Here is a 21,385-nt window from a genome sequence, read left to right on the forward strand (position 1 = left end):
AAAAAAACGTAGATGGGGCCATGCTACAACGCGTCCGGAACAATCTGACATTTGCGGTGGTGCTGCTCGAGGATTTTTCGACCCTGAGCTTCGGGGCGATCGTTGAACCACTAAGACTGCTTTCCAATGATTTCCCCGAGATCGGCACCAATCTGGTCCTGTTTGGGCTGGACAGTCATCGGGTGCGGTCCAGAGGAGGTGTCGTAGTTGAATGCGATGCCGATTGTTCGTCTCTTTCCAATAGAATTCTTGAAGGGAATGCACCCAGCGCGATCCTGTTTTGTGGTAGCACGGAGAAAAGGCTGGTCAACGAGAAATCTATCGTCTTGTTGATGCGCCTTGCGCGGCGGTCCGGGGTTGCGGTCTATGGATTGGGCAGCGTCGCATGGCTTATGGCCGAAAGCGGCTTTCTGAGCGGCGGCGAGTGCACCACGCACTGGAAAACTTTGGCTGCGTTCGCCGAGCACCATAGGGACGTCAAGGTCAAGAACGCCCTATATGTGGAGAACGGACTTACCTCAACCTGCGCAGGCGAACTTGCTACGCTGGATTTGCTGATCAGCTTGATCTCCACTATCTCGCCGGAAGCAGCCTGCGCGGTCGCGAATTATCTTCTGATGCCATCCGCGCGCATTGGCACCCACCACCAGCCCGGCTCACAGACCCACCACCTTCGCCACGCGCCGCACACGCTCAGAGTTGCCGCGCACATCATGGAGAATAACATTGAAGAGCCCCACACGATTTCACAGATCGTTGCTCAGTGCGATACTTCTTCGCGAAATTTAGAAAGGCTATTTAAAAAATACCTCAACACCTCACCAATGAGGTACTACAATAAGCTAAAGTTGGAGCGTGCTTTTGAGCTCATCTCGCAAACCAACATGTCTCTAAGTGAAATTACGGTTGCAGCGGGATATCCGAATTTTGGCACTCTGGCAAAGAACTTCAAGCGACTCTATGGGGAGACGCCATCAGATTTGCGCAAACGATTAATATCTGGCGGTCATGCTTGAAAGGCCTTGATGATGGTGCTCTGACCCCCGGCACTCACCCAGTTGAAGCCGGAGTCCGTGGCTGAATTTGGCGCTGTTGCGCCGGTGGAGCAATGGGCGAGCAGCACGGCAGGTCATGTGTGCGGGGCTGATCGCCCATTGCGGTGAGTTGGGCGGCGTAGGCCGCAGGCGTTTGGTATCCGAGGCTCGAGTGGGGGCGGGCTACATTGTAGTCGGCAACCCATCGGGCGACAGCGGAGCGGGCGTGGCCCAGTCCGAAGAATAGGGTCTCGTTCAAGAGCTCGTCCCGCATCTTCGAGTTGAACGCCTCGCAGATGCCGTTCTGCATCGGCTTGCCCGAGGCAATGAAGTGCCAGGCCACGCCGGCCTTCTCGGTCCAGGCCAGCATGGCATTCGAGGTGAACTCGGTGCCGTGATCGCTGACAATGAGGCCTGGCTTGCCGCGCCAGGCGATGAGCGCCGTCAGCTCGCGCGCGACCCTTCGCCCGGAGATCGAGGTATCGACCACGGCGGCGAGGCATTCCTTCGTTACGTCGTCGATGACGTTGAGGATGCGGAACCGCCGGCCGTCGGCAAACTGGTCGTGGACGAAGTCGACGGACCAGCGCGCGTTCGGCCGCGCCACCGTCAGGAGCGGCGCCCGTGTGCCCGTCGCCTTCTCGCGGCCCCGCCTTTTGCGCACCGACAGGCCCTCCTCGAGGTAGAGCCGCTGGGCCTTCTTCCGGTTCATGACGAGCCCCTCCCGTCTGAGCAGCACATGCAGCCGCCGGTAGCCGAACCGGCGGCGCTCGCCGGCAAGTGCCCGAAGGCGGTCGCGCAGCGCCGCGTCGTCCGGTCTGCGGCCCTGGTAACGGACTGAAGACCGGTCCGTCCCGATCACGTTACACGCCCGCCGCTCCCTCATCTCGTGGCTCTCCACGAGGATCGCGACGGCCTCGCGCCTGGCGGCGGGCGTCACCACTTTCGGCCGAGAAGATCCCTCAATGCCGCCTGATCCAGCATCGACTCCGCCAGAGGCCGCTTCAGCTTGGCGTTCTCGTCCTCGAGCGCCCTGAGCCGCTTCGCATCGGAGACATCCATGCCGCCAAACTTGGCCTTCCAGGCGTAGAATGTCGCGCTGCTGATGGCGTGCTTGCGGCACACGTCCGCGGTCTTCGCGCCCGCCTCGTGCTCGCGCAGGATGCTGGTGACCTGCTCTTCCGTAAACTTCGATCGCTTCACCGTCCGGTCCTCTCTTTGGGCCGGACTCTAGCATCAGATGGAGGAGTTATCGGGGGTCAGAGCAATTTGGCTGGACACGGAGATAATCTGGGTCACGCCGCATGAGTGGAGACCGGGGCGCCCGCCGGTCTTCTCGAACGCAGCGATCCAATTCTGTCTGTCGATCAAGGTGCTGTTCAAGCTGCCGCTTCGGCAAACCGCGGGGATGGTTGCCAGCCTCTTGCGCTCGGCGGGGCGGGGCTGGGCTGGCCCGGTCTGGATTACTCCACGCTCTGCCGCCGTCAGAAGACCTTGGCCGTGCAAATCCCGTATCGCCGCGCCGACGGGCCGCTGAACCTGCTGGTGGACAGCACCGGTATCAAGTTCCTCGGCGACGGCGAATGGCCGCGTAACTAATCGTAACCAGCCTCCGGCAAACCCGGGGCGGTTCACAGGTATACCTATTCTCAAGTGAACAGAGTTCCGACTGGACTTCCCGTCGAACCAGAGCGGTAGTGTCGGCACATCGACGACGCGTGCGTCGGTCTCCGCCCGGACCTCCGGGCTTTGCCTGATAGCAGGGGCAGGGTTCTCCTGCACAAGCAACGGAGACCAAGATGACGACGAAGGCGAAGTCCGATCGCGCCCGGCGGGCCGCGCCGGCGACCGGTGGCAAGCCCAAGGACACCAAGAAGGCACAGCTGATCCGGCTGCTCTCGGCGAAGGCCGGCGCGGATGTCAGGGCGATCAGCAGCAAGCTCGGCTGGCAACCGCATACCACGCGGGCGGCGATCACCGGATTGAAGAAGGCCGGCTACGAGGTCACGACAGAGAGGACGGAGCCGGACAAGCCTACGCGCTACCGGATCGAGGCGAAGCCGAAGGCATCCGATCCGGTAGCAAAGACGCCGGAGCCCGCCCATGCCGGGTAAGGCGGATCCGGATCGCGCGCGGGTAATCGAGGACTGGGAGGAGGCCTTCGGGTCTTCTCCGCCGCCCTACCTGTCGGTCGCCTTCATGCGGAAGGCGCTCGCACACGAAGACCAGTGCCGCCGTCACGGAGGTCTGCCGACCGCAACGCGGCGGTCCCTGCGCCGGATCGCCGAAGGCAAGTCGGTTTCCAACAGCACGCGCCGAATCGCGCGGCCCGGCGCGCACCTCGTCCGAGAGTGGAACGGCCGGACCTACCAAGTGGAGGTCCAGAAGGACGGCTTTCGGATGGATGGACGGACCTGGACATCACTCTCGGCAATCGCGAAGCACATCACCGGGACGACCTGGTCCGGGCCGCGGTTCTTCGGGCTGGCTGACCGGGCAAGAGACTCCTCATGAAGAAGATCCGCTGCGCGATCTATACGCGGAAGAGCTCCGAGGACGGCCTCGAGCAGGAGTTCAACTCGCTGCACGCCCAGCGCGAGTCCTGCGCGGCCTACATCGCCAGCCAGAAGCACGAGGGCTGGTTGCTGCTCTCAGATCAGTATGATGACGGCGGCCTCTCCGGCGGGAGCCTCGACCGACCGGCGCTACAGCGCCTGCTTGACGACGTCCGCGCGGGCAAGGTCGACCAGATCGTCGTCTACAAGATCGACCGGCTGACCCGGTCGCTCGCGGACTTCGCGAAGATCGTGGATGTGCTGGACGCGGCTGGAGCTTCCTTTGTGTCGGTCACCCAGTCCTTCAATACGGCAACCAGCATGGGGCGGCTGACGCTCAACATGCTCCTGTCGTTTGCGCAATTCGAACGGGAGGTCACCGCCGAACGCATCCGCGACAAGATCGCGGCCTCGAAGCGCAAGGGGCTCTGGATGGGGGGCAGCGTTCCGCTGGGCTACGATCCCGACGGGCGCACCTTGAAGATCAACGCCCCGGAAGCAGAGACGGTCCGGACGCTCTACGATCTCTACGAGCGCCTTGGCACGATCCGGGAGGTGAAGAAGGAGGCCGAACGACTGAGGCTCAGGAGCCGGAGACGTGAGGCTAGCGATGGCACCATCACCGGCGGCAATCACTTTGGTCGCGGTCACATCTACCATATCCTGACTAACCCTCTCTACGCCGGCCGCATCCGGCATCGCGACAAGGTGCATGACGGCCAGCACCCGGCGCTGATCGATCCAGAGCGGTGGGACCGGACCCAGCAGCAACTGCAGGAGGGAGCCGCGCGACAGCGGGGTAAGGTCGCGGCGAAGCGCAGGTCTCTGCTCTGCAGGAAACTCTTCGACGAGACCGGCGATCGCCTTACTCCATCACATTCGAAGACGCGTAACGGCACCCGGCTTCGGTACTACATCTCCAACCGGCTGGCAGCCCGGAGCGGGGAGACGCATCCCGGTGCTTGGCGGCTGCCGGCAGAGGAGCTGGAGACTCGGATCACCGGTCTGGTTCGCTCGATGCTGTCGCGTCCGGGCTTTATTGCATCGCTGCTGGCCGGTGCGGCGGCTGATGTCATCGCCGAGGCATCTTCTGGTCTATTAGGCATGATCGAAGATGCCACTCCCGATGAACTCTTGGCTTTCGTGGAGCGGATCGAGATTGTGCCGGGAACACTGATGCTGAAGCTCAGCGCAGGATCGATCGCGGAGCGGCTTGCTGCGGATCCCGACCACATTGATGCCGACAGGCTCGTCTCAGGCCATCCCTTCCAATACCGCAAGCGCGGCGTCGAGACGAAGATCGTTCTGGCTGACGCTCCGACAGGCTGCGACGACACCCTGATCCGCAACATCGCCCGGGCACATGTCTGGTTCGAGGACATCAAGACGGGCCGGTCGTTCGATGAGATCGCGGCGGCGGCCGGCACGTCGAAGCGCCGAGTTCAGGACATGATCGGGCTGGCCTTTCTCGCACCCGACATCGTCCGGGACGTGCTCGACGGCAAACAGCCCGTCGGCTTTACCTCGGCCTGGTGCAAGTCCCGTGACCTGCCGTCCGAATGGTCCGACCAGCGCGCGCTTCTCGCGACTCTCTGATCCTCCTCCACGCAACCTGGTACCGTGAAAACGCCGAGCGCAGACTTTGGCCTGTGTTGGGCTCCTTCTGCGGCCCGGTTCCGGTCTGCGCAATCGCGTCGCCGCCGTAACCCGCGGAAACAACCGCACTATCCGCACCGTACCTAGCCCGATCTGGAATTGCGGGAGTGTGTGGCTGGGGCGGTAGGATTCGAACCTACGGTACACGGTACCAAAAACCGACGCCTTACCACTTGGCCACGCCCCAACTGCGCGGGTTCATACCGAAGCCGCAGGGGGGCTGCAAGACAAAATCCGCCGGCGAGGCGAGTTGTATCGGAGCCGGTTCCGGTCTAGGTCGGCGCCCTATGGACACGACGGACATTCTGATCCTTGGCGCCGGCGCCGCCGGAATGATGTGCGCGATCGAGGCGGCGCGGCGGGGGCGGCGTGTCATTCTACTGGATCATGCGGCCCGGCCGGGGGAGAAGATCCGGATCTCCGGCGGGGGCCGCTGCAATTTCACCAATCTCGAAGCGCCGGCGGAGCGATTCCTTTCGCGGAACCCGCGCTTCGCGCTCTCGGCCCTGCGCCGTTTCACGCCGGCGGATTTCATCGCGCGCGTCGATGCGGAGGGCATTGGCTGGCATGAAAAGACGCTCGGCCAGCTTTTCTGCGACGGCAGTGCGGCGCAGATCGTGGCGATGCTGACGCGGCAGATGGCGGAGGCCGGGGCGGAGTTGCGGCTTGGGCAAGGGGTCCGTTCGGTCGCCCGCGACACCGGCTTCGTCGTCGACACCGACAAGGGGGTGCTGGCGGCCGGGAGCCTTGTCGTCGCGACGGGCGGCAAATCGATTCCCAAGATGGGGGCGACGGGGCTGGCCTACCGGATCGCGGAACAATTCGGCCTCTCGGTGACAGAGACCCGGCCGGCCCTGGTGCCGCTGACCTTCGCGGAACAGGAGCTTGACCGGCTCCGCCCTCTTGCCGGGATCTCGGTCGAGGCGCGGGTAAGTCTCGGAAGGACCGGCTTCGACGAGGGGCTGCTGTTCACCCATCGCGGCCTGTCCGGGCCGTCGATCCTGCAGATCAGCTCCTACTGGCGCGAGGGGGATCGGTTGACCGTCGATCTGGCGCGGGGACGGTCCGTGGGGGCCGCGCTGAAGGCGGCGCGGGCGGAGGCCGGGAGGGTCGAGATCCAGACGGCGCTGGCGCGTCACATCCCCGAGAAGGTGGCGCGGATGATCCTCGACGGGCTCGGCCTCAAGGGGCGCCTTGCCGACACGTCGAATGCCGACCTCGACCGCCTCGACAACGCGGTCCACCGCTGGGCGGTAACGCCGGTCGGGTCGGAGGGCTACCGGACCGCGGAAGTGACCCTCGGCGGTGTCGATACCGATGGCCTTGACGCGCGGACGATGGAGGCGCGGTCGGTGCCGGGGCTCTATTTCATCGGCGAGGCGGTGGACGTGACGGGCTGGCTTGGCGGCTACAACTTCCAGTGGGCCTGGTCCTCGGGCTGGGCGGCGGGACAGGTGGCCTGACACCGGACCTCGCGATCAGCGCGCGTCACACCCGCAAAGGATCGGCCTTCGCGACACGGTCGAGCGCCATCAGCGTTTCGAGAAGCTTCGGCATCTGGTCGAGCGGGATCATGTTCGGACCGTCCGAGGGCGCGGTGTCGGGCGCCTCATGGGTTTCGATGAAGACGCCGGCGATGCCAAGGCTGACAGCGGCGCGCGCCATCGCCGGGGCGAATTCGCGCTGACCACCCGAGGAGCCCCCCTGCCCGCCCGGCTGTTGCACCGAATGGGTGGCGTCCATGATCACCGGATAGCCGGTCTTCGCCATGATCGGCAGCGACCGCATGTCGGCGACGAGGGTGTTGTAGCCGAAGGAGACCCCGCGCTCGGTCAGCAGGATGCGCTCATTGCCGGTGCTCGCCACCTTCTCGGCGACGTTCGGCATGTCCCAAGGGGCGAGGAACTGCCCCTTCTTGACGTTGACGACGCAGCCGGTCTCCCCGGCCGCGATCAGAAGGTCGGTCTGGCGGCAGAGGAAGGCCGGGATCTGGATCACGTCGACGACGGCGCCCGCGATCCGCGCCTGTTCGGCATCGTGGGTGTCGGTCAGCACCGGAAGCCCGATCGCCTCGCGCACCCCGGCGAGCACCTTCAGCCCGGCGTCGATGCCGATACCGCGCCTGCCCATGAGCGAGGTGCGATTGGCCTTGTCGTAGCTCGCCTTGAAAATGTACTGCGCACCGGCGGCGGCGCAGGCCTCGGCCATGCGGCCGGCGATCATCTGGGCATGGTCGGCGCTTTCAAGCTGGCAGGGCCCCGCGATCACGGTCAGCACCCGGTCGTTGCCGACGGTCAGCCCGCCGACGGCCACTTCCTTCATCTCGCTCATGTCCCGCTCCTTACGAGGTCGCCTGTTCGCGCAGGATCGACGCGGTCAGCGACAGCATGAGGTAAATGCCACCGAAGATGAGAAAGGCCAAGAGCGTGTTCTCGAAGGCGCGCGGATAGGTCGGCTCGTCCGGCGCCACGGGGCTCACGCTCGGCGCGAGGTAGCGCACCTGCCGGTTGGCCTCGATCCGCGCCGTCTCGAGCTGCTGGAGCGCCTGCGCGAGCATCAGTTGCCGGGTCTCGAGATCGGCCTCGGCGATGCGGAGTTGCCCGGTGACCTGGGCGAGCGAGGTCGTGGTGCCGGTATTCTCGGTCAGTTGCGCGCGCAGCCTGGCGATCAGCGTCTCCAGCCGCGAAATGTCGCCCTTGGCGCCATCGACCCGCGCCTGGTTGGGCCGCGCATTGTCGAGAAGCTGCTGCAATTCCAGCCGCTTCTTCTGCAGCTCGACCTCGAAGGTCGCGACCTGGCTCATGATCGCGCTCGATTCGGTCCGGGGATCGAGGATTCCAAGGGTCTCCTGCAGGTCCAGAACCTTCTTCTGCGCCGCCGTCATCTTGATCTCGGCGTCCTCGTAGCTTTCGCGCGCGCCCTTCATCTGGTCTTCGCGGAGCCGCGAGGACAGCTGGTCCACCTGCTCCTCGGCATATCCGATGAGGGCCTTGGAGAATTCCTCGCTCACCATTGGATCGGCGGCGGCCACCTCCATCTTGATCAGGCCCTCCGTCGGGTCGTAGCCGATCTTCACGTTCCGCTTGTAGAGCTTGTAGGCCGCCTCGTTGGAGGCGCCCTCGTCGAGGCGCTGGATCGGGTCGATGAAGGCCTGGCTGAAATGCGCCTTGAAGCCGTGATCCCGGTCGAGCCGGAGCATCGCGTCGCGCGATTGCAGATAGCCCTGAACGGCAATGGAATCCTGCGAGGTCGCGAACTGGGTGCCGCGGAACATGGAGCCGAGCGCCGATCCCTGGCCTTCCTGCTGCTGGATGATGAATTCCGACTTGGTCGCAAAAAAGGGCGTCGCCATGCCGAAGTAATACCATCCCGCCATCAGCGTCGGCAGCAGGACGAAGACGGCGAGCCGTGACAGCAGGAGCATGAAATTGCGACGGCGCCGGCGGACGATGTCGCGCTGGATCTGCATGATCTCCTGCGCGCGCTGCGCTTCCTCCAGCGGCTGCGCGGGCAGGTTCGGCCTCTGTGTCACGGTCTGGGGAAGCTGGACCTTCGCCGGCTCCGTGGCGCGTCCGGTTTCGATGAGTTGCAGAACCGTAGAGGGCTGGAACGGATCGATCCCGCGGCGGCGCAGGACCCGCACGGCCTCGTAGTCGTCCGCAACCTCGATCCCGTGCTTGAGGGCCACGCGGCGGGCGGTGCGAAGCTGGCGACCCGAAAGTCCCTCGGCCCTGATCGCGGCAATCTCCTCCTCGACGGTGCGCTCGTTCGGCCCGAGGAGCACATCCTGATCGGAGGTCGGGAACGGCTCGTCCCCGAACCCGTCATCGACGGGCGGCCGCCCGGCCGCCTCGGCACCGCCCGGCGCCATATCGGCGGGGCGCTCGGCGCGGCGGATGCGAAACTTGCTAACTTTAGGAGGCGTAGTCATACATCCGTTTCGCTTCTTCCAGTGTGTCGAACATGTGCAGCTTGCCGTTGCGCAGCACCGCGGCCGAGCGGCAGAATTTCTCCAGCGTGGCGGGCTGGTGCGACACGACGATCACGGTCGCGGTCTTCAGCCGGTCGCGGAGGATCGCGCCCGCCTTGCGGTTGAACTCGACATCCGTCGTCGAGGGCATGCCTTCGTCGATCAGGTAGATGTCGAATTCCATCGCGAGCAGGAGGGAGAAGGTGAACCGCGCCTTCATGCCCTGGCTGTAGGTGCCCACCGGCATGTCGAAATATTCCGCGATCCCGCAAAGCCAGCGGCTGAACGCCTCGACATAATCGGGATCGAGCCCGTAGAGCCGCGCGATGAACCGGGCATTCTCGCGCGCCGAGTGCTTCGGCACGACACCGCCCATGAAGCCGAGCGGAAACGAGACGCGGCAGCCTTTCCGGACGACGCCTTCGTCGGGTTTTTCCAGCCCGGCCATCATGTTGATGATGGTCGTCTTGCCGGTGCCGTTCGGCGCGAGGATGCCGAGCGAATTACCGAGTTCGACGCGGAACGAGGCACGGTCAAGGATCACCTTGCGCGTCTTGCCCGTCCAGAAGGACTTGCTCACATTCTCGAATTCGAGCATCCGCTTGCCCTGGTGCCGCTCAGCCTCTGTGCAGGTCCATAGAGAACTTCCGTTAACATAGACGCTACATCCGCATTTTGCCGCCATTATGGCGGAACGGCGGGGCAACACACAACGCCATTGCTTGCCCGGGCACGGAAAGTCGCGACGTCCCGTGCCCCGAAGCGCTAGCCGGAGACCTTTTCGACCCGGAAAAGCTTGCCGGCGATGATCGACAGGACCGCCGCGCCGAAGGAGAAGAGCGCGCCCATCTTCGCCGCATCCTGAACCGGCCCGCCCGGGAAGGCGACCGAGGCCACGAAAAGGGCCACGGTGAAGCCGATCGCGGCGACGAAGCCGATCACGACGAGGTCGGAGGTCCGCATACCCTGCGGCAGGCCAAGCTTCATCGGATGCGCCGCGACCCAGCCGAAGAGGAAGATGCCCACCGGCTTGCCGATGATGAGGCCGAACAGCACGAGCCAGGTCGGCGCGCCGATGGCGCCGAACTCCACGCCCGCGTTCAGCAGACCGAAGAAGAACAGGATGATCTCCACCGGGTATTTCAGGTGATGCTCGATCCAGTTCAGAAGATCGGTCAGATATTGCTCCGCCTCGGCGAAGATGCCGAAGGCGCGGTCCGCATGGGGGATCGTCGGCACGATCGGCAGGAGGCCGAGGGCGGGGTGGATGCCCGCCTCCTGAAATCCGAACCACGACAGGCAGCCCGCGATGAGATAGGGCCAGAACGACAGCTTCTGGCGCACCCAGGTCGAGTTCGGACGGACCTGATTGCCCCTGTCCAGGCGGCGCGGCAGCCAGTTGGCAAGGATAAACACGGCGGCGGCGGCACCGAAGGACAGAAGCAGCCATGCCGGCGCAAGCTCTCCGGTCGGGTAGAAGATCGCGAGGATGATGAGGCCCGCCGCGTCGTCGGCGATTGCCAGAAGCAGCAGGAACCGGATCGCCGGGTGGCCGGCGCCGAAGACCATGCGCCCGACGAGATAGGAAAACGCGATGTCGGTTGCCGTCGGAATCGCCCAGCCACGGCTCACCGTCTCATAGATGCCCAGAACCGCCGCGAGGCCGAGATAGACGGCGATCGGACCGAGCATTCCGCCCGCCGTCGCGATGAGGGGTGTCATCGCCTTGCGGCCGCGCAGCGAGCCATTCTCGAGGATGACGGCTTCCCAGACTTCCTTCGCCGCGATCGCGAAGAACAGCGCCATCAGCACGTCATTGACAAGATAGTGAAGGGTGAGCGTCCGCGTTGCGTGACCGCCTTCCGCATGCAGATGGCCGATCCAGAAATTGTCGACGATCACGAAGTCGACGAAATGATGATAACTTTCCGCGTCGATATTCGCCCAGACGAGCGCGATCAGCGCGCCGGCGATCAGGAGCAGCGAATAGTTGGTGACGTAGTTCCAGACGCGATACATGCCGTCCCCCCTGTCGCGTGTTTTCGTTTGGATAGTGCAAACGCGGAATCGGGGCAACCCGCGCGCGCCCGGTCCGGCGATTGCGGCCGCCGGTGTTGCTTTCTAAGATCGCCGCCATGTCCACCCCGCCCCCGCCCTTCCCCGCCGACGAAATCGCTGCCTGCCGCCTTTGCGCCGGTGACTTCGCCGCGACCGCCACCGCCCACGTCCCCCGGCCCGTCGTCTGGTTCAGGCCGGGTGCCCGCATCCTCATCGCCGGCCAGGCGCCGGGCGCGCGGGTCCACGAAAGCGGCAAACCCTTCACCGACCCTTCGGGCGACCGGCTGCGGAACTGGCTCGGCCTCGGCGAGGCGGAATTCTACGACCGCGACCGCGTCGCGATCGTGCCGATGGCGTTTTGCTTTCCGGGCTATGACGCGAAAGGCGCCGACCTTCCGCCGCCGGGGCGGTGTGCCGAACACTGGCGGGCCCGCGTGATGGAAAGCCTTCCGGGCATCGGGGTCAGCTTCCTTGTCGGCGGCCATGCCCAGCGCTGGCATCTCGGCCCCGCCGCCACGAAAGGCGGTGTGACCGCGACGGTCGCCCGATGGCGCGACCACGCGCCGCGCGTCTTTCCCTTGCCTCATCCGTCGTGGCGCAATACCGGCTGGCTGAAGCGCAATCCCTGGTTCGAGGCGGAGCTTCTGCCGGTGGCGCGCGCGCGGCTTCGCGAGGTGATGGATGCAGACTGATCTCGACACGGCCCATGCGGCGATGACGGCGGCGCCCGAGGACGGCGCCGCGCGGCTGAGGTTCTACGAGCGGCTCGCGGATGCCGAACTCTTCCTGATGCTGTCCGGCGAGCCCGTCGGAGACGATGTGTCCCCTGCCGTCTTCGACCTCGAGGACGGACGGTTCGTCCTCGCCTTCGACAGCGAGGAACGGCTTGCCGCCTTCGCCGAGGGGCCGGTGCCCTATGCCGCCCTGCCCGGCCGCGTCATCGCCCGGACGCTCGTCGGCGAGCGCGTGGGGCTCGGCCTCAACCTCGGCGTGGCGCCTTCGGCCTTCCTGATGCCGGCCGAAGCGCTCGCCTGGCTCGCCGGCACGCTCGACCACGCGCCGGACGCGGCCGAGGCGCGGCCCGTCGCCTATGGCGCGCCCTCCGGCGTCCCGGACGCACTCCTGCGAGCGCTCGACGGCAAGCTCGCCCGGCTGGCGGGGCTCGCGGCGCGCGCGCATCTGGTCGCGGTTACCTATGACGGCGGCGCGCAGGGTCATCTTCTGGCGTTCGAAGGCGCACAGGCCGGCGCCGAGGCGGCGCTCGCCAAGGCGGTGTCGGAGGCGCTGGTCTTTTCCGGGATCGAGGCCGGGGCCGTCGACGTGACCTTCCTTGCCGCCGGCGATCCCGCGCTCGCGGCGCTGGCGCGGCACGCCCTGACCTTTGACCTGCCGGAGCCGGTACGCGAGACGGCGCAGGTCGTCGCGCCCGCAGCGCCGGGGATGGACCCGGCACGGCCGCCGAAGCTGCGCTGATGTCTCAGCCCTTGGCACCACCAGCCGCGCGACGACGCGCTCAGTAGCCTCGGGCGCGGTCCACGAGGTACAGGAACGGCTCCCCCGCCTCGCCGCGCAGGATGTTCTCGGCGATGACCCGGGCGGCGGTGACGGCGCGGGTGTCCGCGGCGATATGCGGCGTGACGGTCACCCGGGGATGCGCCCAGTAGGGGTGATCGGGCGGCAGGGGTTCGGTCCGAAACACGTCGAGCGTCGCGTGGCCGATCCGGCCCGCGTCGAGCGCCGCGAGCAGCGCGGCGTCGTCGATGAGCGCCCCGCGCCCCGGATTGACGATGAACGCCCCCTCGGGCATCAGCGCCAACCGTTCGGCATTGATCAGGCTGGTCGTGTCGGGCGTGAGCGGCAGGAGCAGGACGATGATCTCGGCCCGCGACAGGACATGCGCCAGCCCCGCCTCGCCGCTGTGGCAATCCACACCCGCGACCTTCTTCTCGCTGCGGCTCCAGCCCATCACCGGGAAGTTCAGCGCGGCAAGGGCGGTCGCCGCCGCGCGGCCAAGCTCTCCGAGGCCGAGCACGGCCACCGGACGCTCCCGCGCGATCGGCGGCAGGATGTGGTTCCGCCAGATACCGTCCTGGCCGAGGATATGCGCGTCCATCCCGAGATGGTGGCGCAGCACGTGGCCCACGACGTACTCGACCATCCCCTCGGTCAACCCCGGATCGACCATCCGCGCAAGCGGCTGGGTCAGCGTTTTGTTCCCGACGATCCTCTCCACCCCCGCCCAGAGGTTCAGCACGGCCTTGCAATTCACGAAGGGCGTGAAATCCGTTATGTCGCCGCTTGGCGCGAACACGATGTAGTCGACCGCCGCCGGGTTCGGCGCGTTGAGACGGATTTCGGCGTCGATCCCGGCTTCGCGGAGAGCTTCGGGCAAGTGCGCCTCGTATTCCGGCCAGAGACGGCGGCCGGCGGCGAAATAGACGGATACGGTCATGTTACCTCGGTCGGTGGATATGCGCACTCTGCACGAGACCGAAGGCCCCGAGAAGGATGATCATCGCGGTCCCGCCGTAGGAGACGAGCGGAAGCGGCACGCCGACCACCGGCATCAGGCCCGTGACCATCCCCATGTTGACGGTGAAGAAAAGAAAGAACGTCCCCGCGATGCCGAAGGTGAGAAGCGCCGAAAAGCGGTCGCGGTTGGCGAGGGCCGAGGTGATGCAGAAGACGAGGATAAGAATGTAGAGCGCGAGGAGGGAAAACGCGCCGACGAACCCGAACTCCTCCGCCAGCGTCGTAAAGATGAAGTCGGTGTGCTTTTCGGGCAGGAAGTTCAGCCGCGACTGGGTGCCTTGCATGAACCCCTTGCCCGCCCAGCCGCCCGAACCCAGCGCGATCTGAGCCTGGGTGATGTTGTAGCCCGCGCCCAGCGGGTCGGAGCCGGGGTCGAGGAACGTGTCGATGCGGCGGAACTGGTAGTCCTCGATCAGCTGCCAGTCGGTGCCACGGCTTTCGAGGACCCCGAAGACGAGGCCGACGACGAGCGCGATCACCGTCCCGAAATACCAAAAGCTCACTCCCGCCACGAACATCACGATACCGCCGCCGGCGACAAGAAGGATCGCGGTGCCGAGGTCGGGCTGCTTGAGGACAAGCGCGGTCGGCACGAGGATGATCGCGACCGGGATCAGTACCCAGAGCGGGCGCGAGGTCTTCCTGATGTCGAGCCAGTCGTAATAGGCGGCGAGGAACATCACGAGGGCGATCTTCATCAGTTCCGACGGCTGGATCCGCATCGGGCCAAGCTCCAGCCAGCGCTGTGCGCCCTTGCCCTCCGCCCCGAAGAACTCGACCGCGACGAGCAGGAGAAGCGCGCCGAGATAGACGGCGGCCGAGACGTTGCGCCAGAACCAGATCGGGACGAAACCGACCATGAGCATGCCCACCATGCCGATGGCGAACCGCTTCATCTGCGGTTCGGCCCACATGTCCAGCCGTCCGCCGGCGACCGAATAGAGCATCAGGAAGCCGACCGAGGCGGTCGCCGCGAGCAGGAGCACCAAAGGCCAGTTGACATAAAGCACCTTCCGCAGCCCGGAGGGCACCGTCTTGACGTTGTACTCAAGATAACTCATGCGCGCGACTTCGTCGTATCTGTGGCACCGGGTTCGATGAGCTGGAGCTTTTCCCGCTCCGACTTGATCCGGGCGCGCTGGCTTTCAGGGTAGGCCGTGAGCGGCGGGAAACCGTCCGAGAGCGCCTGGAGGACGATGTCGCGCGCGATCGGCGCGGCTGCGGTGGACCCGCCGCCACCATGCTCGACGACGACGGAAACCGCGACGCGGGGCGCGTCGAAGGGAGCGTAGCTGACGAAAAGCGCGTGGTCGCGCCGTTCCCAGGGCAGGTCGTCGTTCGATACCACGCCGCGCGCGCGTTCGGCCGCCGTGATGTTGCGGACCTGGCTTGTCCCGGTCTTGCCGGCCATCCGCATCGCGTCGTCGACGACACGGGATCCATAGGCCGTGCCGCGCCTGGAATTGGACACCGCGAACATGCCGCCGCGCACCGCCCTGAGGATGCCGGGTTCGATCCCGAGTTCCGGCGCGTCCGGCACCGCGACTTCCTCCCCGTTGACGGCGCGGAGGAGCCGGGGCTGAACCGCGCGCCCCGAGGCGATCCGGGCGCTCATGACCGCGAGCTGGAGCGGCGAGGCGAGGACATAGCCCTGCCCGATGCCGGCGTTCAGCGTGTCGCCGACCAGCCAGTCCTTGCCGTATTTCTTGATCTTCCAGTCCCGGTTGGGCGCGAGTCCCTCCGAGATCGCCGACATCGGCAGGTCGAACCGCTCGCCGATCCCGAGGCGCCGCGCCATCGCGGCGATCTTGTCGATCCCGACCCGCTGGGCCACCTCGTAGTAGAAGACGTCGCAGGACTGTTCGAGGCTTCTGTTCAGGTCCACATGGCCGTGACCTGCGCGTTTCCAGCAGTGGAACCGCCGGTTTCCGAGCTCGGTGAAGCCGCGGCAATAGACGGTCTCCCCGGTGCCGATGACGCCGGCTTCCAGCGCCGCCAGCGCCGTCACCATCTTGAAGGTCGATCCCGGCGGATAGGCGCCCTGCACCGATTTGTCCGCGAGCGGGCGGTGATCGTTCTCGGTCAGCGCCCGGTAGTCCGGCCCGGAGATACCGCGCACGAAGAGGTTGGGGTCGAAACTCGGCGCCGAGCTGATCGCCAGGATGTCGCCCGACTGCACGTCGATCACCACGGCCGCCGCGCTTTCGCCCCCGAGCCTTGCCTGCACGTAGTTCTGCAGCCGGTGGTCGATGGTGAGTTGCACGTTCGCGCCGGGATCGCCCTCCTTCCGGCCAAGCTCCCGCATCACGCGCCCGGTCGAGTTCACCTCGATCCGCCGCGTGCCGGCCTTGCCGCGCAGCTCCGCCTCCAGCTTGGCCTCGACGCCGAGCTTGCCGATCTGGAAGCGCGGGATCTGCAGGAGGGGATCGGGATCCTCCAGTTTCGACAGATCGTAGTCGCTGACCGGGCCGACATAGCCGAGGACATGCGCGAAATCGGGGCCGAGCGGATAGGCGCGGGACAGCCCCACCTCGGTCGTGACGCCGGGAAGTGCCGGCGCATTCACCGCGACGCGGCTGAAATCCTCCCAGCTCAGCCGGTCGGCGACGGTGATCGGCAGCGTCGGGCTGCGCCGCTCGATCTCCTTTCGGGTGCGGTCGATATCCTCGTCGGACAGCGGCATCAGCCGGGCGAGCCGCGCCAGCACCGCGTCGGTATCGCCCGCATCCTCGCGGGTGATGGTGATCCGGTAATTCTGTTCGTTGCCGGCGATCAGCGCGCCGTTGCGATCCAGAATCAGCCCGCGCGCCGGCGGCAGGAGCCGGATCTTGATCGAGTTCTCCTCGGCAAGCAGCCGGAACTCATCCGCCTGATCGAGTTGCAGGTACCGCATGCGGAACGCGAGCGTTGTGGCGAAGACGCCCTGCAGCGACGCGAGCAAAAGACCCCGGCGGTTTATGCCGCGGAAGCTTTCCTGGCTGTCACGGGGAGAGCGTCTCATAGCCTGTGCCCCAATGCATCGACTTCGCCGGGCGCGGCCTTGCGCAGGCGGAAGACGAAGAGAGTGGCCAGCACGACAAGCGGGTAAACGACGATGGTCGCCAGCATCTGGAGCGCGATCAGGCCAGTCCCCGCCTGCGGCACGAGGAACAGCGCCAGGACAAGCCCGTTCACCACGGTCATCGCGGCGATCAGGGCACCGACGATCAGCCATTCGAGCGCGAAGGGGATGCCACGCAGCGTGGCCTCGCGGGAGCGCAGGTATTCCGTGCCGAGAAGCACGATCAGTGTCCAGAGGCCGGGCGGGCGCATCGCCAGGATATCGTCGAGAAGAAGCACACCGGCAATCAGGAGGGCGGGCACGTAATCCGGCCGGCGCAGCACCCAGACGAGCGTCAGGCACAGGATGAGGTCTGGGCCCGGAAACCGCACCGGCACCGCGTTCAGCGGCAGGATGCGGATGAAGAGGATCAGCGCCGCGAGCCCGACGAACAGCAGGCGGTAGCCGAGGCGGGAGGCGGCAATCGGGTCAACCATCGCCGGCCCCGCTCTCGACGGCCGACGCAGGCTCCGCGACGGGCTGACCCTCCGGAGGGACGACGAGCGCGCCGGCCTCCGTGATCTGTTCGGCGGGATGGCTGCGCAGAACGCGGAGGAAACTCAGCCGTTCGTAGTCCGCGGCAAGGCGAACCCGCAGGCGGCGGTCGGTGCCAAGTTCCACCTGCCCGACGAGAAGCCCCGCCGGAAACACCCCGCCATCGCCGGACGAGATCACGCGGTCGCCGGGGCGCACCTGTTCCGGTGTTTCGAGAAACTCCACCGGCGGCGCGGGCGAGTTGTCGCCGACAAGCATCGCCTTCTGCCCGGACGGCTGGATCGTCACCGGGATGCGGCTGGAGGCGTCGGTGAGAAGGATCACTCGCGCGGTGGTCTGGCCGACCCCCGAAATCCGCCCCACGAGGCCGAGCCCGTCCATCGTCGCCCAGCCGTCGACGATGCCGTCGCGGGAACCGACGTTGAGAAGGACCGACTGCCGGAACGGCGATCCGCTATCGGCAAGAACGACGCCCGAGACCGAGGTCAGCTTCGGATCGAGCCGCACCTGATTCTGCGCCAGAAGCTTGGCGTTCTGCTGCTCAAGCTGAACCGCCGCCTCCTTCCAGGCCTTCATCTGCTGCAACTCGCGGCGCAGTTCCTGGTTCTGTTCGTAGATGCGGGCATAGGACTGAAAGCCCTCGACCATGCCGACGAGCTTCGTCACCGGGATCAGCGCCCAGTCCATGTTCGGAACCACACGGTCGATGAAGGCGGCGCGGAAACGCTCGACGCGCGGGCTGTCGATCCGCCAGATCAGGAAGATCGCGGTCAGAAGGACGATGAGCACCGCAATCAGGATGCGGCGCACCGGTCCCTTGAAATCGGCGTCGGCGTTGCGGTCTCGTGCCACGGCGGCCTCGCGGTCGGGACGCTGGGCGAAAGGCTCAGCTGTCGTAATCTATAACGTGCCGGAGCTGCTTTTCATATTCCAGCGCCTTGCCGGTGCCGAGGGCAACACAATTCAGCGACTGATCGGCGATGGAAATGGAAAGCCCCGTCTGTTCGCGGAGCGCGAGGTCCAGCTCTCCCAGCAGCGCGCCGCCGCCGGTGAGCATGACACCCCGGTCGACGATATCGGCAGCCAGGTCGGGCGGCGTCGCTTCAAGCGCGATCATCACCGCCTCGCAGATCTGCTGCACGGGTTCGGCCAGCGCCTCGGCGACCTGGGCCTGATTAATCTCGATCTCTTTCGGAACACCGTTCAGAAGGTCGCGGCCGCGGATCTGCATCGAGGCTCCGCGCCCGTCGTCGGGCATGCGAGCGGTGCCGATGGAGGTCTTGATACGTTCGGCGGTCGACTCGCCGATCAGCAGGTTCTGCTGGCGGCGAAGGTGGCTGATGATCGCCTCGTCCATGCGGTCGCCGCCGACGCGCACCGAGCGCGCATAGACGATATCGCCGAGCGAGAGCACCGCGACCTCGGTCGTCCCGCCGCCGATATCGACGACCATGCTGCCGGTCGGATCGGTGATCGGCATACCGGCACCGATGGCCGCCGCGATGGGTTCGGCGATGAGGCCCGCGCGCCGGGCGCCGGCGGAGAGGACCGATTGCCGGATCGCGCGCTTCTCGACCGGGGTCGCGCCGTGGGGCACGCAGACGATGATCTTCGGCTTGGTGAAGGTCGTGCGTCTGTGGACCTTGCGGATGAAATGCTTGATCATCTCCTCGGCCACGTCGAAGTCGGCGATGACGCCTTCACGCATCGGCCGGATCGCCTCGATCGAGCCGGGCGTGCGGCCGAGCATCAGCTTGGCATCCTCGCCCACGGCGAGAACCTGCTTCTTGCCGTCCTTGACGTGGAAGGCGACGACGGACGGTTCGTTGAGCACGATACCCTTGCCCCGGACATAGACGAGCGTGTTCGCCGTCCCGAGGTCAATCGCCATGTCCGACGAAAAAAGACCGCCCCAGCTTGCCATGATGTCTTCCCGCTCACCCAAAAATCGAGGGCCCGCGACTCGGAGGCCGCAGGCCGGGGCCCCTTATAGGCTCTGGAAGGGGACGACGAAAGGGGTCGTGCGCCTCGCGCCTGCGAGTTTCCGCCGCCCTTTGAAAATCGAACATTTTCGGCGGTCCGGACCGGGTCCGAACCGCCTGTTCTTGCACTAAGCCGACTTGAGCGTATCTTCCGGCTTGGTCTTCTCGCGCCGCACGACGAGATTGTTGAGCGCGTTCACATAGGCTTTGGCGCTGGCGACGACCGTATCGGTGTCGGAGGACTGGCCGGTGACGATCTTGCCGCCCTCCTCCAGTCGCACCGAAACGGTGGCCTGCGCGTCGGTCCCCTCGGTCACGGCGTGGACCTGATAGAGGGCGAGACGCGCGCTGTGCGGGAAGAGCATCTTGACCGCGTTGAAGGTCGCGTCCACCGGCCCGTCGCCCTGCGCCGTGACCTGCTTGTCCTGACCGTCGATGGTCAGGATGAGATCGGCCGATTGCGGCGCCTCGGTGCCGCAGATCACGCGCAGGAACTTGACCTGCATGGTGCCTTCGGCCGAGGTGCTGTCGGTCATCAGCGCGATGAGATCGTCGTCGTAGACCTCCTTCTTGCGGTCGGCGAGCGCCTTGAATCGCACGAAGACGTCCTTGAGCTGATTGTCCGCCAGATCATAGCCGAGATCGGTCAGCTTGGCGCGCAAGGCCGCGCGGCCGGAATGCTTGCCGAGCGGCAGCGAGGTGCCGGCGAGGCCGACATCCTGCGGGCGCATGATCTCGAAGGTCTCGGCGTTCTTCAGCATCCCGTCCTGGTGGATGCCGCTTTCATGCGCGAAGGCGTTCTTGCCGACGATGGCCTTGTTGAACTGCACCGGGAATCCCGACACGGCGGCGACTCGGCGCGAGATGTTCATGATCTTCGTCGTGTCGATGCGGGTCGAGTAGGGCATGATGTCGTGACGGACCTTGAGGGCCATCACGACCTCTTCCAGCGCGGTGTTGCCCGCCCGTTCGCCCAAGCCGTTGATCGTGCACTCGATCTGGCGCGCGCCGGCGTCGACAGCGGCAAGGCTGTTGGCCGTCGCCATGCCGAGATCGTTGTGGCAATGCGTCGAGAAGATCACCGCATCGGCGCCGGGAACGCGCTCGATCAGCATCCGGATCAAGTCGGCCGACTCGCGCGGCGCGGTGTAGCCGACAGTGTCGGGGATGTTGATCGTGGTGGCACCGGCTTTGATCGCGATCTCGACCACGCGGCAGAGGTAGTCATGCTCGGTCCGAGTCGCGTCCATCGGCGACCATTGCACGTTGTCGCAGAGGTTGCGGGCATGGGTCACGGTCTCGTGGATGCGCTCGGCCATCTCGTCCATGGTCAGGTTCGGGATGGCGCGGTGCAGCGGCGACGTGCCGATGAAGGTGTGGATGCGCGGGCGCTTTGCGTGGCGCACCGCTTCCCAGCAGCGGTCGATATCCTGGAACTGGGCGCGGGCGAGGCCGCAGATCACCGCGTTCTTCGCCTGTTTCGCGATGTCGGAAACGGCGGCGAAATCGCCTTCGGAGGCGATGGGGAAGCCTGCCTCGATGATGTCGACGCCCATTTCATCGAGCAGCTCGGCGATCTCCAGCTTCTCGTCATGGGTCATGGTCGCGCCGGGGCTCTGTTCGCCATCGCGCAGCGTCGTGTCGAAAATCAACACGCGGTCTTGTGCGGTTTTGTCTGTCATGGTCCTGATCTCTCTTTCGTTCCTTAGTCTCGCCTGGCGCTGGTCACCTCTGAGCGGTCGCGCCGAAAGGCACGCTCAGAGGCGGCTAAGGAGGAGAAGGCCACGGAGCGGCAGGGCGCGCGAGGCACCCGGACGGGTTTCGATATGCAGGCTCCGTGTCATGGGGCGCGACTATACGCAGCCTGAGCGGAAGGAAAAGCAGAAATTTTCACTTTTGGCCGCGACGTCGGGGGGCGTGGCGGAACGAATGGATCGCGCAATCATGCCAAGCCCGTCCAACCGGTTTCGCGGGCCACGCCGTCCCAGCGGCGCGCGCCCAAC

At 65.8% G+C, this 21,385-nt stretch carries 19 protein-coding genes, 1 tRNA gene and 1 pseudogene; 8 read left to right on the plus strand and 13 right to left on the minus strand.

Annotated elements, in window-relative coordinates; genetic code table 11:
* The first annotated feature begins 20 nt into the window (after positions 1-20).
* Positions 21-1,016: a GlxA family transcriptional regulator gene (locus V5734_RS17150; protein WP_347310827.1), complete on the plus strand. Its 996-nt coding sequence runs from the start codon at positions 21-23 to the stop codon at positions 1,014-1,016.
* 34 nt (positions 1,017-1,050) lie between these two features.
* On the opposite strand, the gene V5734_RS17155 is transcribed toward V5734_RS17150, so the two are convergent.
* A protein-coding gene (locus tag V5734_RS17155) for an IS3 family transposase (protein ID WP_432759638.1) occupies positions 1,051-2,237 on the minus strand; the annotation gives its coding sequence in 2 pieces (ribosomal slippage) (positions 1,051-1,982 and positions 1,982-2,237; 1,188 coding nt in all).
* Positions 2,238-2,289: 52 nt separating this feature from the next.
* Here V5734_RS17155 and V5734_RS17160 point away from each other — a divergent pair.
* The 4 genes and pseudogenes from V5734_RS17160 to V5734_RS17175 form a co-directional block, all read left to right on the plus strand.
* A pseudogene (locus V5734_RS17160) lies at positions 2,290-2,621 on the plus strand (transposase); the annotation flags it as partial.
* A gap of 212 nt (positions 2,622-2,833) precedes the next feature.
* A complete protein-coding gene (locus V5734_RS17165; protein WP_347310829.1) occupies positions 2,834-3,148 on the plus strand; it encodes a DUF3489 domain-containing protein in 315 nt (104 codons plus the stop codon).
* Entirely contained in the window at positions 3,138-3,548 is a 411-nt protein-coding gene (locus tag V5734_RS17170; RefSeq protein ID WP_347310830.1) for a DUF2924 domain-containing protein, read from the plus strand. Before V5734_RS17165 ends, V5734_RS17170 begins: the two co-directional genes overlap by 11 nt.
* Positions 3,545-5,185, plus strand: a complete 1,641-nt coding sequence (locus V5734_RS17175) for a recombinase family protein (RefSeq protein ID WP_347310831.1) — start codon at positions 3,545-3,547, stop codon at positions 5,183-5,185. The genes V5734_RS17170 and V5734_RS17175 overlap by 4 nt, the downstream gene beginning before the upstream one ends.
* 172 nt (positions 5,186-5,357) lie before the next feature.
* On the opposite strand, the gene V5734_RS17180 is transcribed toward V5734_RS17175, so the two are convergent.
* Positions 5,358-5,432, minus strand: a tRNA-Gln gene (locus V5734_RS17180).
* Positions 5,433-5,532: 100 nt separating this feature from the next.
* On the opposite strand from V5734_RS17180, the gene V5734_RS17185 reads away from it, so the two are divergent.
* The gene (locus V5734_RS17185) at positions 5,533-6,708 is read left to right on the plus strand and encodes an NAD(P)/FAD-dependent oxidoreductase (RefSeq protein WP_347310832.1); all 1,176 of its coding nucleotides are present in this window, start codon (positions 5,533-5,535) and stop codon (positions 6,706-6,708) included.
* A gap of 25 nt (positions 6,709-6,733) precedes the next feature.
* On the opposite strand, the gene kdsA is transcribed toward V5734_RS17185, so the two are convergent.
* From kdsA to V5734_RS17205, 4 genes are all read right to left on the minus strand, one after another.
* A complete protein-coding gene (kdsA, locus tag V5734_RS17190) occupies positions 6,734-7,567 on the minus strand; it encodes a 3-deoxy-8-phosphooctulonate synthase (RefSeq protein ID WP_347313657.1) in 834 nt (277 codons plus the stop codon).
* 19 nt (positions 7,568-7,586) lie between these two features.
* Positions 7,587-9,176, minus strand: coding sequence for a capsule biosynthesis protein (locus tag V5734_RS17195; protein ID WP_347310833.1), 1,590 nt, complete (start codon positions 9,174-9,176; stop codon positions 7,587-7,589).
* Positions 9,160-9,813 carry an ABC transporter ATP-binding protein gene (locus tag V5734_RS17200; protein ID WP_347310834.1) on the minus strand — a complete coding sequence of 218 codons (654 nt, stop codon included), beginning with the start codon at positions 9,811-9,813 and terminating at the stop codon, positions 9,160-9,162. The genes V5734_RS17195 and V5734_RS17200 overlap by 17 nt, the downstream gene beginning before the upstream one ends.
* Before the next feature lie 167 nt (positions 9,814-9,980).
* Positions 9,981-11,234, minus strand: coding sequence for a Na+/H+ antiporter NhaA (locus V5734_RS17205; protein ID WP_347310835.1), 1,254 nt, complete (start codon positions 11,232-11,234; stop codon positions 9,981-9,983).
* A gap of 116 nt (positions 11,235-11,350) precedes the next feature.
* On the opposite strand from V5734_RS17205, the gene V5734_RS17210 reads away from it, so the two are divergent.
* On the plus strand, positions 11,351-11,965 hold the full coding sequence (locus V5734_RS17210; protein ID WP_347310836.1) for a uracil-DNA glycosylase family protein: 615 nt from the start codon (positions 11,351-11,353) through the stop codon (positions 11,963-11,965).
* Positions 11,955-12,746 (plus strand): SseB family protein, encoded by a 792-nt coding sequence (locus V5734_RS17215; protein WP_347310837.1) that lies wholly within the window; start codon positions 11,955-11,957, stop codon positions 12,744-12,746. Before V5734_RS17210 ends, V5734_RS17215 begins: the two co-directional genes overlap by 11 nt.
* Positions 12,747-12,786: 40 nt before the next feature.
* Here the strand turns inward: V5734_RS17215 and V5734_RS17220 are convergent, their stop codons facing one another.
* The 7 genes from V5734_RS17220 to V5734_RS17250 form a co-directional block, all read right to left on the minus strand.
* The gene (locus tag V5734_RS17220; protein ID WP_347310838.1) at positions 12,787-13,725 is read right to left on the minus strand and encodes a 2-hydroxyacid dehydrogenase; all 939 of its coding nucleotides are present in this window, start codon (positions 13,723-13,725) and stop codon (positions 12,787-12,789) included.
* A gap of 1 nt (position 13,726) precedes the next feature.
* Positions 13,727-14,866, minus strand: a complete 1,140-nt coding sequence (gene rodA / locus V5734_RS17225; RefSeq protein ID WP_347310839.1) for a rod shape-determining protein RodA — start codon at positions 14,864-14,866, stop codon at positions 13,727-13,729.
* Complete coding sequence (gene mrdA, locus V5734_RS17230) at positions 14,863-16,806, minus strand: penicillin-binding protein 2 (protein ID WP_347310840.1); 1,944 nt, start codon at positions 16,804-16,806, stop codon at positions 14,863-14,865. The genes rodA and mrdA overlap by 4 nt, the downstream gene beginning before the upstream one ends.
* Complete coding sequence (locus V5734_RS17235; protein ID WP_347310841.1) at positions 16,803-17,342, minus strand: rod shape-determining protein MreD; 540 nt, start codon at positions 17,340-17,342, stop codon at positions 16,803-16,805. Before V5734_RS17235 ends, mrdA begins: the two co-directional genes overlap by 4 nt.
* Positions 17,335-18,252: a rod shape-determining protein MreC gene (mreC, locus tag V5734_RS17240; protein ID WP_347310842.1), complete on the minus strand. Its 918-nt coding sequence runs from the start codon at positions 18,250-18,252 to the stop codon at positions 17,335-17,337. Before mreC ends, V5734_RS17235 begins: the two co-directional genes overlap by 8 nt.
* Before the next feature lie 34 nt (positions 18,253-18,286).
* The gene (locus V5734_RS17245; protein ID WP_347310843.1) at positions 18,287-19,324 is read right to left on the minus strand and encodes a rod shape-determining protein; all 1,038 of its coding nucleotides are present in this window, start codon (positions 19,322-19,324) and stop codon (positions 18,287-18,289) included.
* A gap of 186 nt (positions 19,325-19,510) precedes the next feature.
* Complete coding sequence (locus tag V5734_RS17250; protein WP_347310844.1) at positions 19,511-21,064, minus strand: 2-isopropylmalate synthase; 1,554 nt, start codon at positions 21,062-21,064, stop codon at positions 19,511-19,513.
* Positions 21,065-21,385 lie beyond the last annotated feature (321 nt).

The organism is Defluviimonas sp. SAOS-178_SWC (genome assembly GCF_039830135.1).
In the GTDB taxonomy this organism is placed as follows: domain Bacteria; phylum Pseudomonadota; class Alphaproteobacteria; order Rhodobacterales; family Rhodobacteraceae; genus Albidovulum.

Coding starts and splice junctions, on each gene's coding strand:
- V5734_RS17165 (WP_347310829.1), top strand. CDS start 2,834: ATGACGACGAAGGCGAAGTCCGATCGCGCCCGGCGGGCCGCGCCGGCG.
- V5734_RS17210 (WP_347310836.1), top strand. CDS start 11,351: ATGTCCACCCCGCCCCCGCCCTTCCCCGCCGACGAAATCGCTGCCTGC.
- V5734_RS17235 (WP_347310841.1), bottom strand. CDS start 17,342: ATGGTTGACCCGATTGCCGCCTCCCGCCTCGGCTACCGCCTGCTGTTC.
- kdsA (WP_347313657.1), bottom strand. CDS start 7,567: ATGAAGGAAGTGGCCGTCGGCGGGCTGACCGTCGGCAACGACCGGGTG.
- V5734_RS17220 (WP_347310838.1), bottom strand. CDS start 13,725: ATGACCGTATCCGTCTATTTCGCCGCCGGCCGCCGTCTCTGGCCGGAA.
- V5734_RS17185 (WP_347310832.1), top strand. CDS start 5,533: ATGGACACGACGGACATTCTGATCCTTGGCGCCGGCGCCGCCGGAATG.
- V5734_RS17150 (WP_347310827.1), top strand. CDS start 21: ATGCTACAACGCGTCCGGAACAATCTGACATTTGCGGTGGTGCTGCTC.
- rodA (WP_347310839.1), bottom strand. CDS start 14,866: ATGAGTTATCTTGAGTACAACGTCAAGACGGTGCCCTCCGGGCTGCGG.
- V5734_RS17245 (WP_347310843.1), bottom strand. CDS start 19,324: ATGGCAAGCTGGGGCGGTCTTTTTTCGTCGGACATGGCGATTGACCTC.
- V5734_RS17215 (WP_347310837.1), top strand. CDS start 11,955: ATGCAGACTGATCTCGACACGGCCCATGCGGCGATGACGGCGGCGCCC.
- V5734_RS17205 (WP_347310835.1), bottom strand. CDS start 11,234: ATGTATCGCGTCTGGAACTACGTCACCAACTATTCGCTGCTCCTGATC.
- V5734_RS17195 (WP_347310833.1), bottom strand. CDS start 9,176: ATGACTACGCCTCCTAAAGTTAGCAAGTTTCGCATCCGCCGCGCCGAG.
- V5734_RS17175 (WP_347310831.1), top strand. CDS start 3,545: ATGAAGAAGATCCGCTGCGCGATCTATACGCGGAAGAGCTCCGAGGAC.
- V5734_RS17200 (WP_347310834.1), bottom strand. CDS start 9,813: ATGCTCGAATTCGAGAATGTGAGCAAGTCCTTCTGGACGGGCAAGACG.
- mrdA (WP_347310840.1), bottom strand. CDS start 16,806: ATGAGACGCTCTCCCCGTGACAGCCAGGAAAGCTTCCGCGGCATAAAC.
- V5734_RS17170 (WP_347310830.1), top strand. CDS start 3,138: ATGCCGGGTAAGGCGGATCCGGATCGCGCGCGGGTAATCGAGGACTGG.
- V5734_RS17250 (WP_347310844.1), bottom strand. CDS start 21,064: ATGACAGACAAAACCGCACAAGACCGCGTGTTGATTTTCGACACGACG.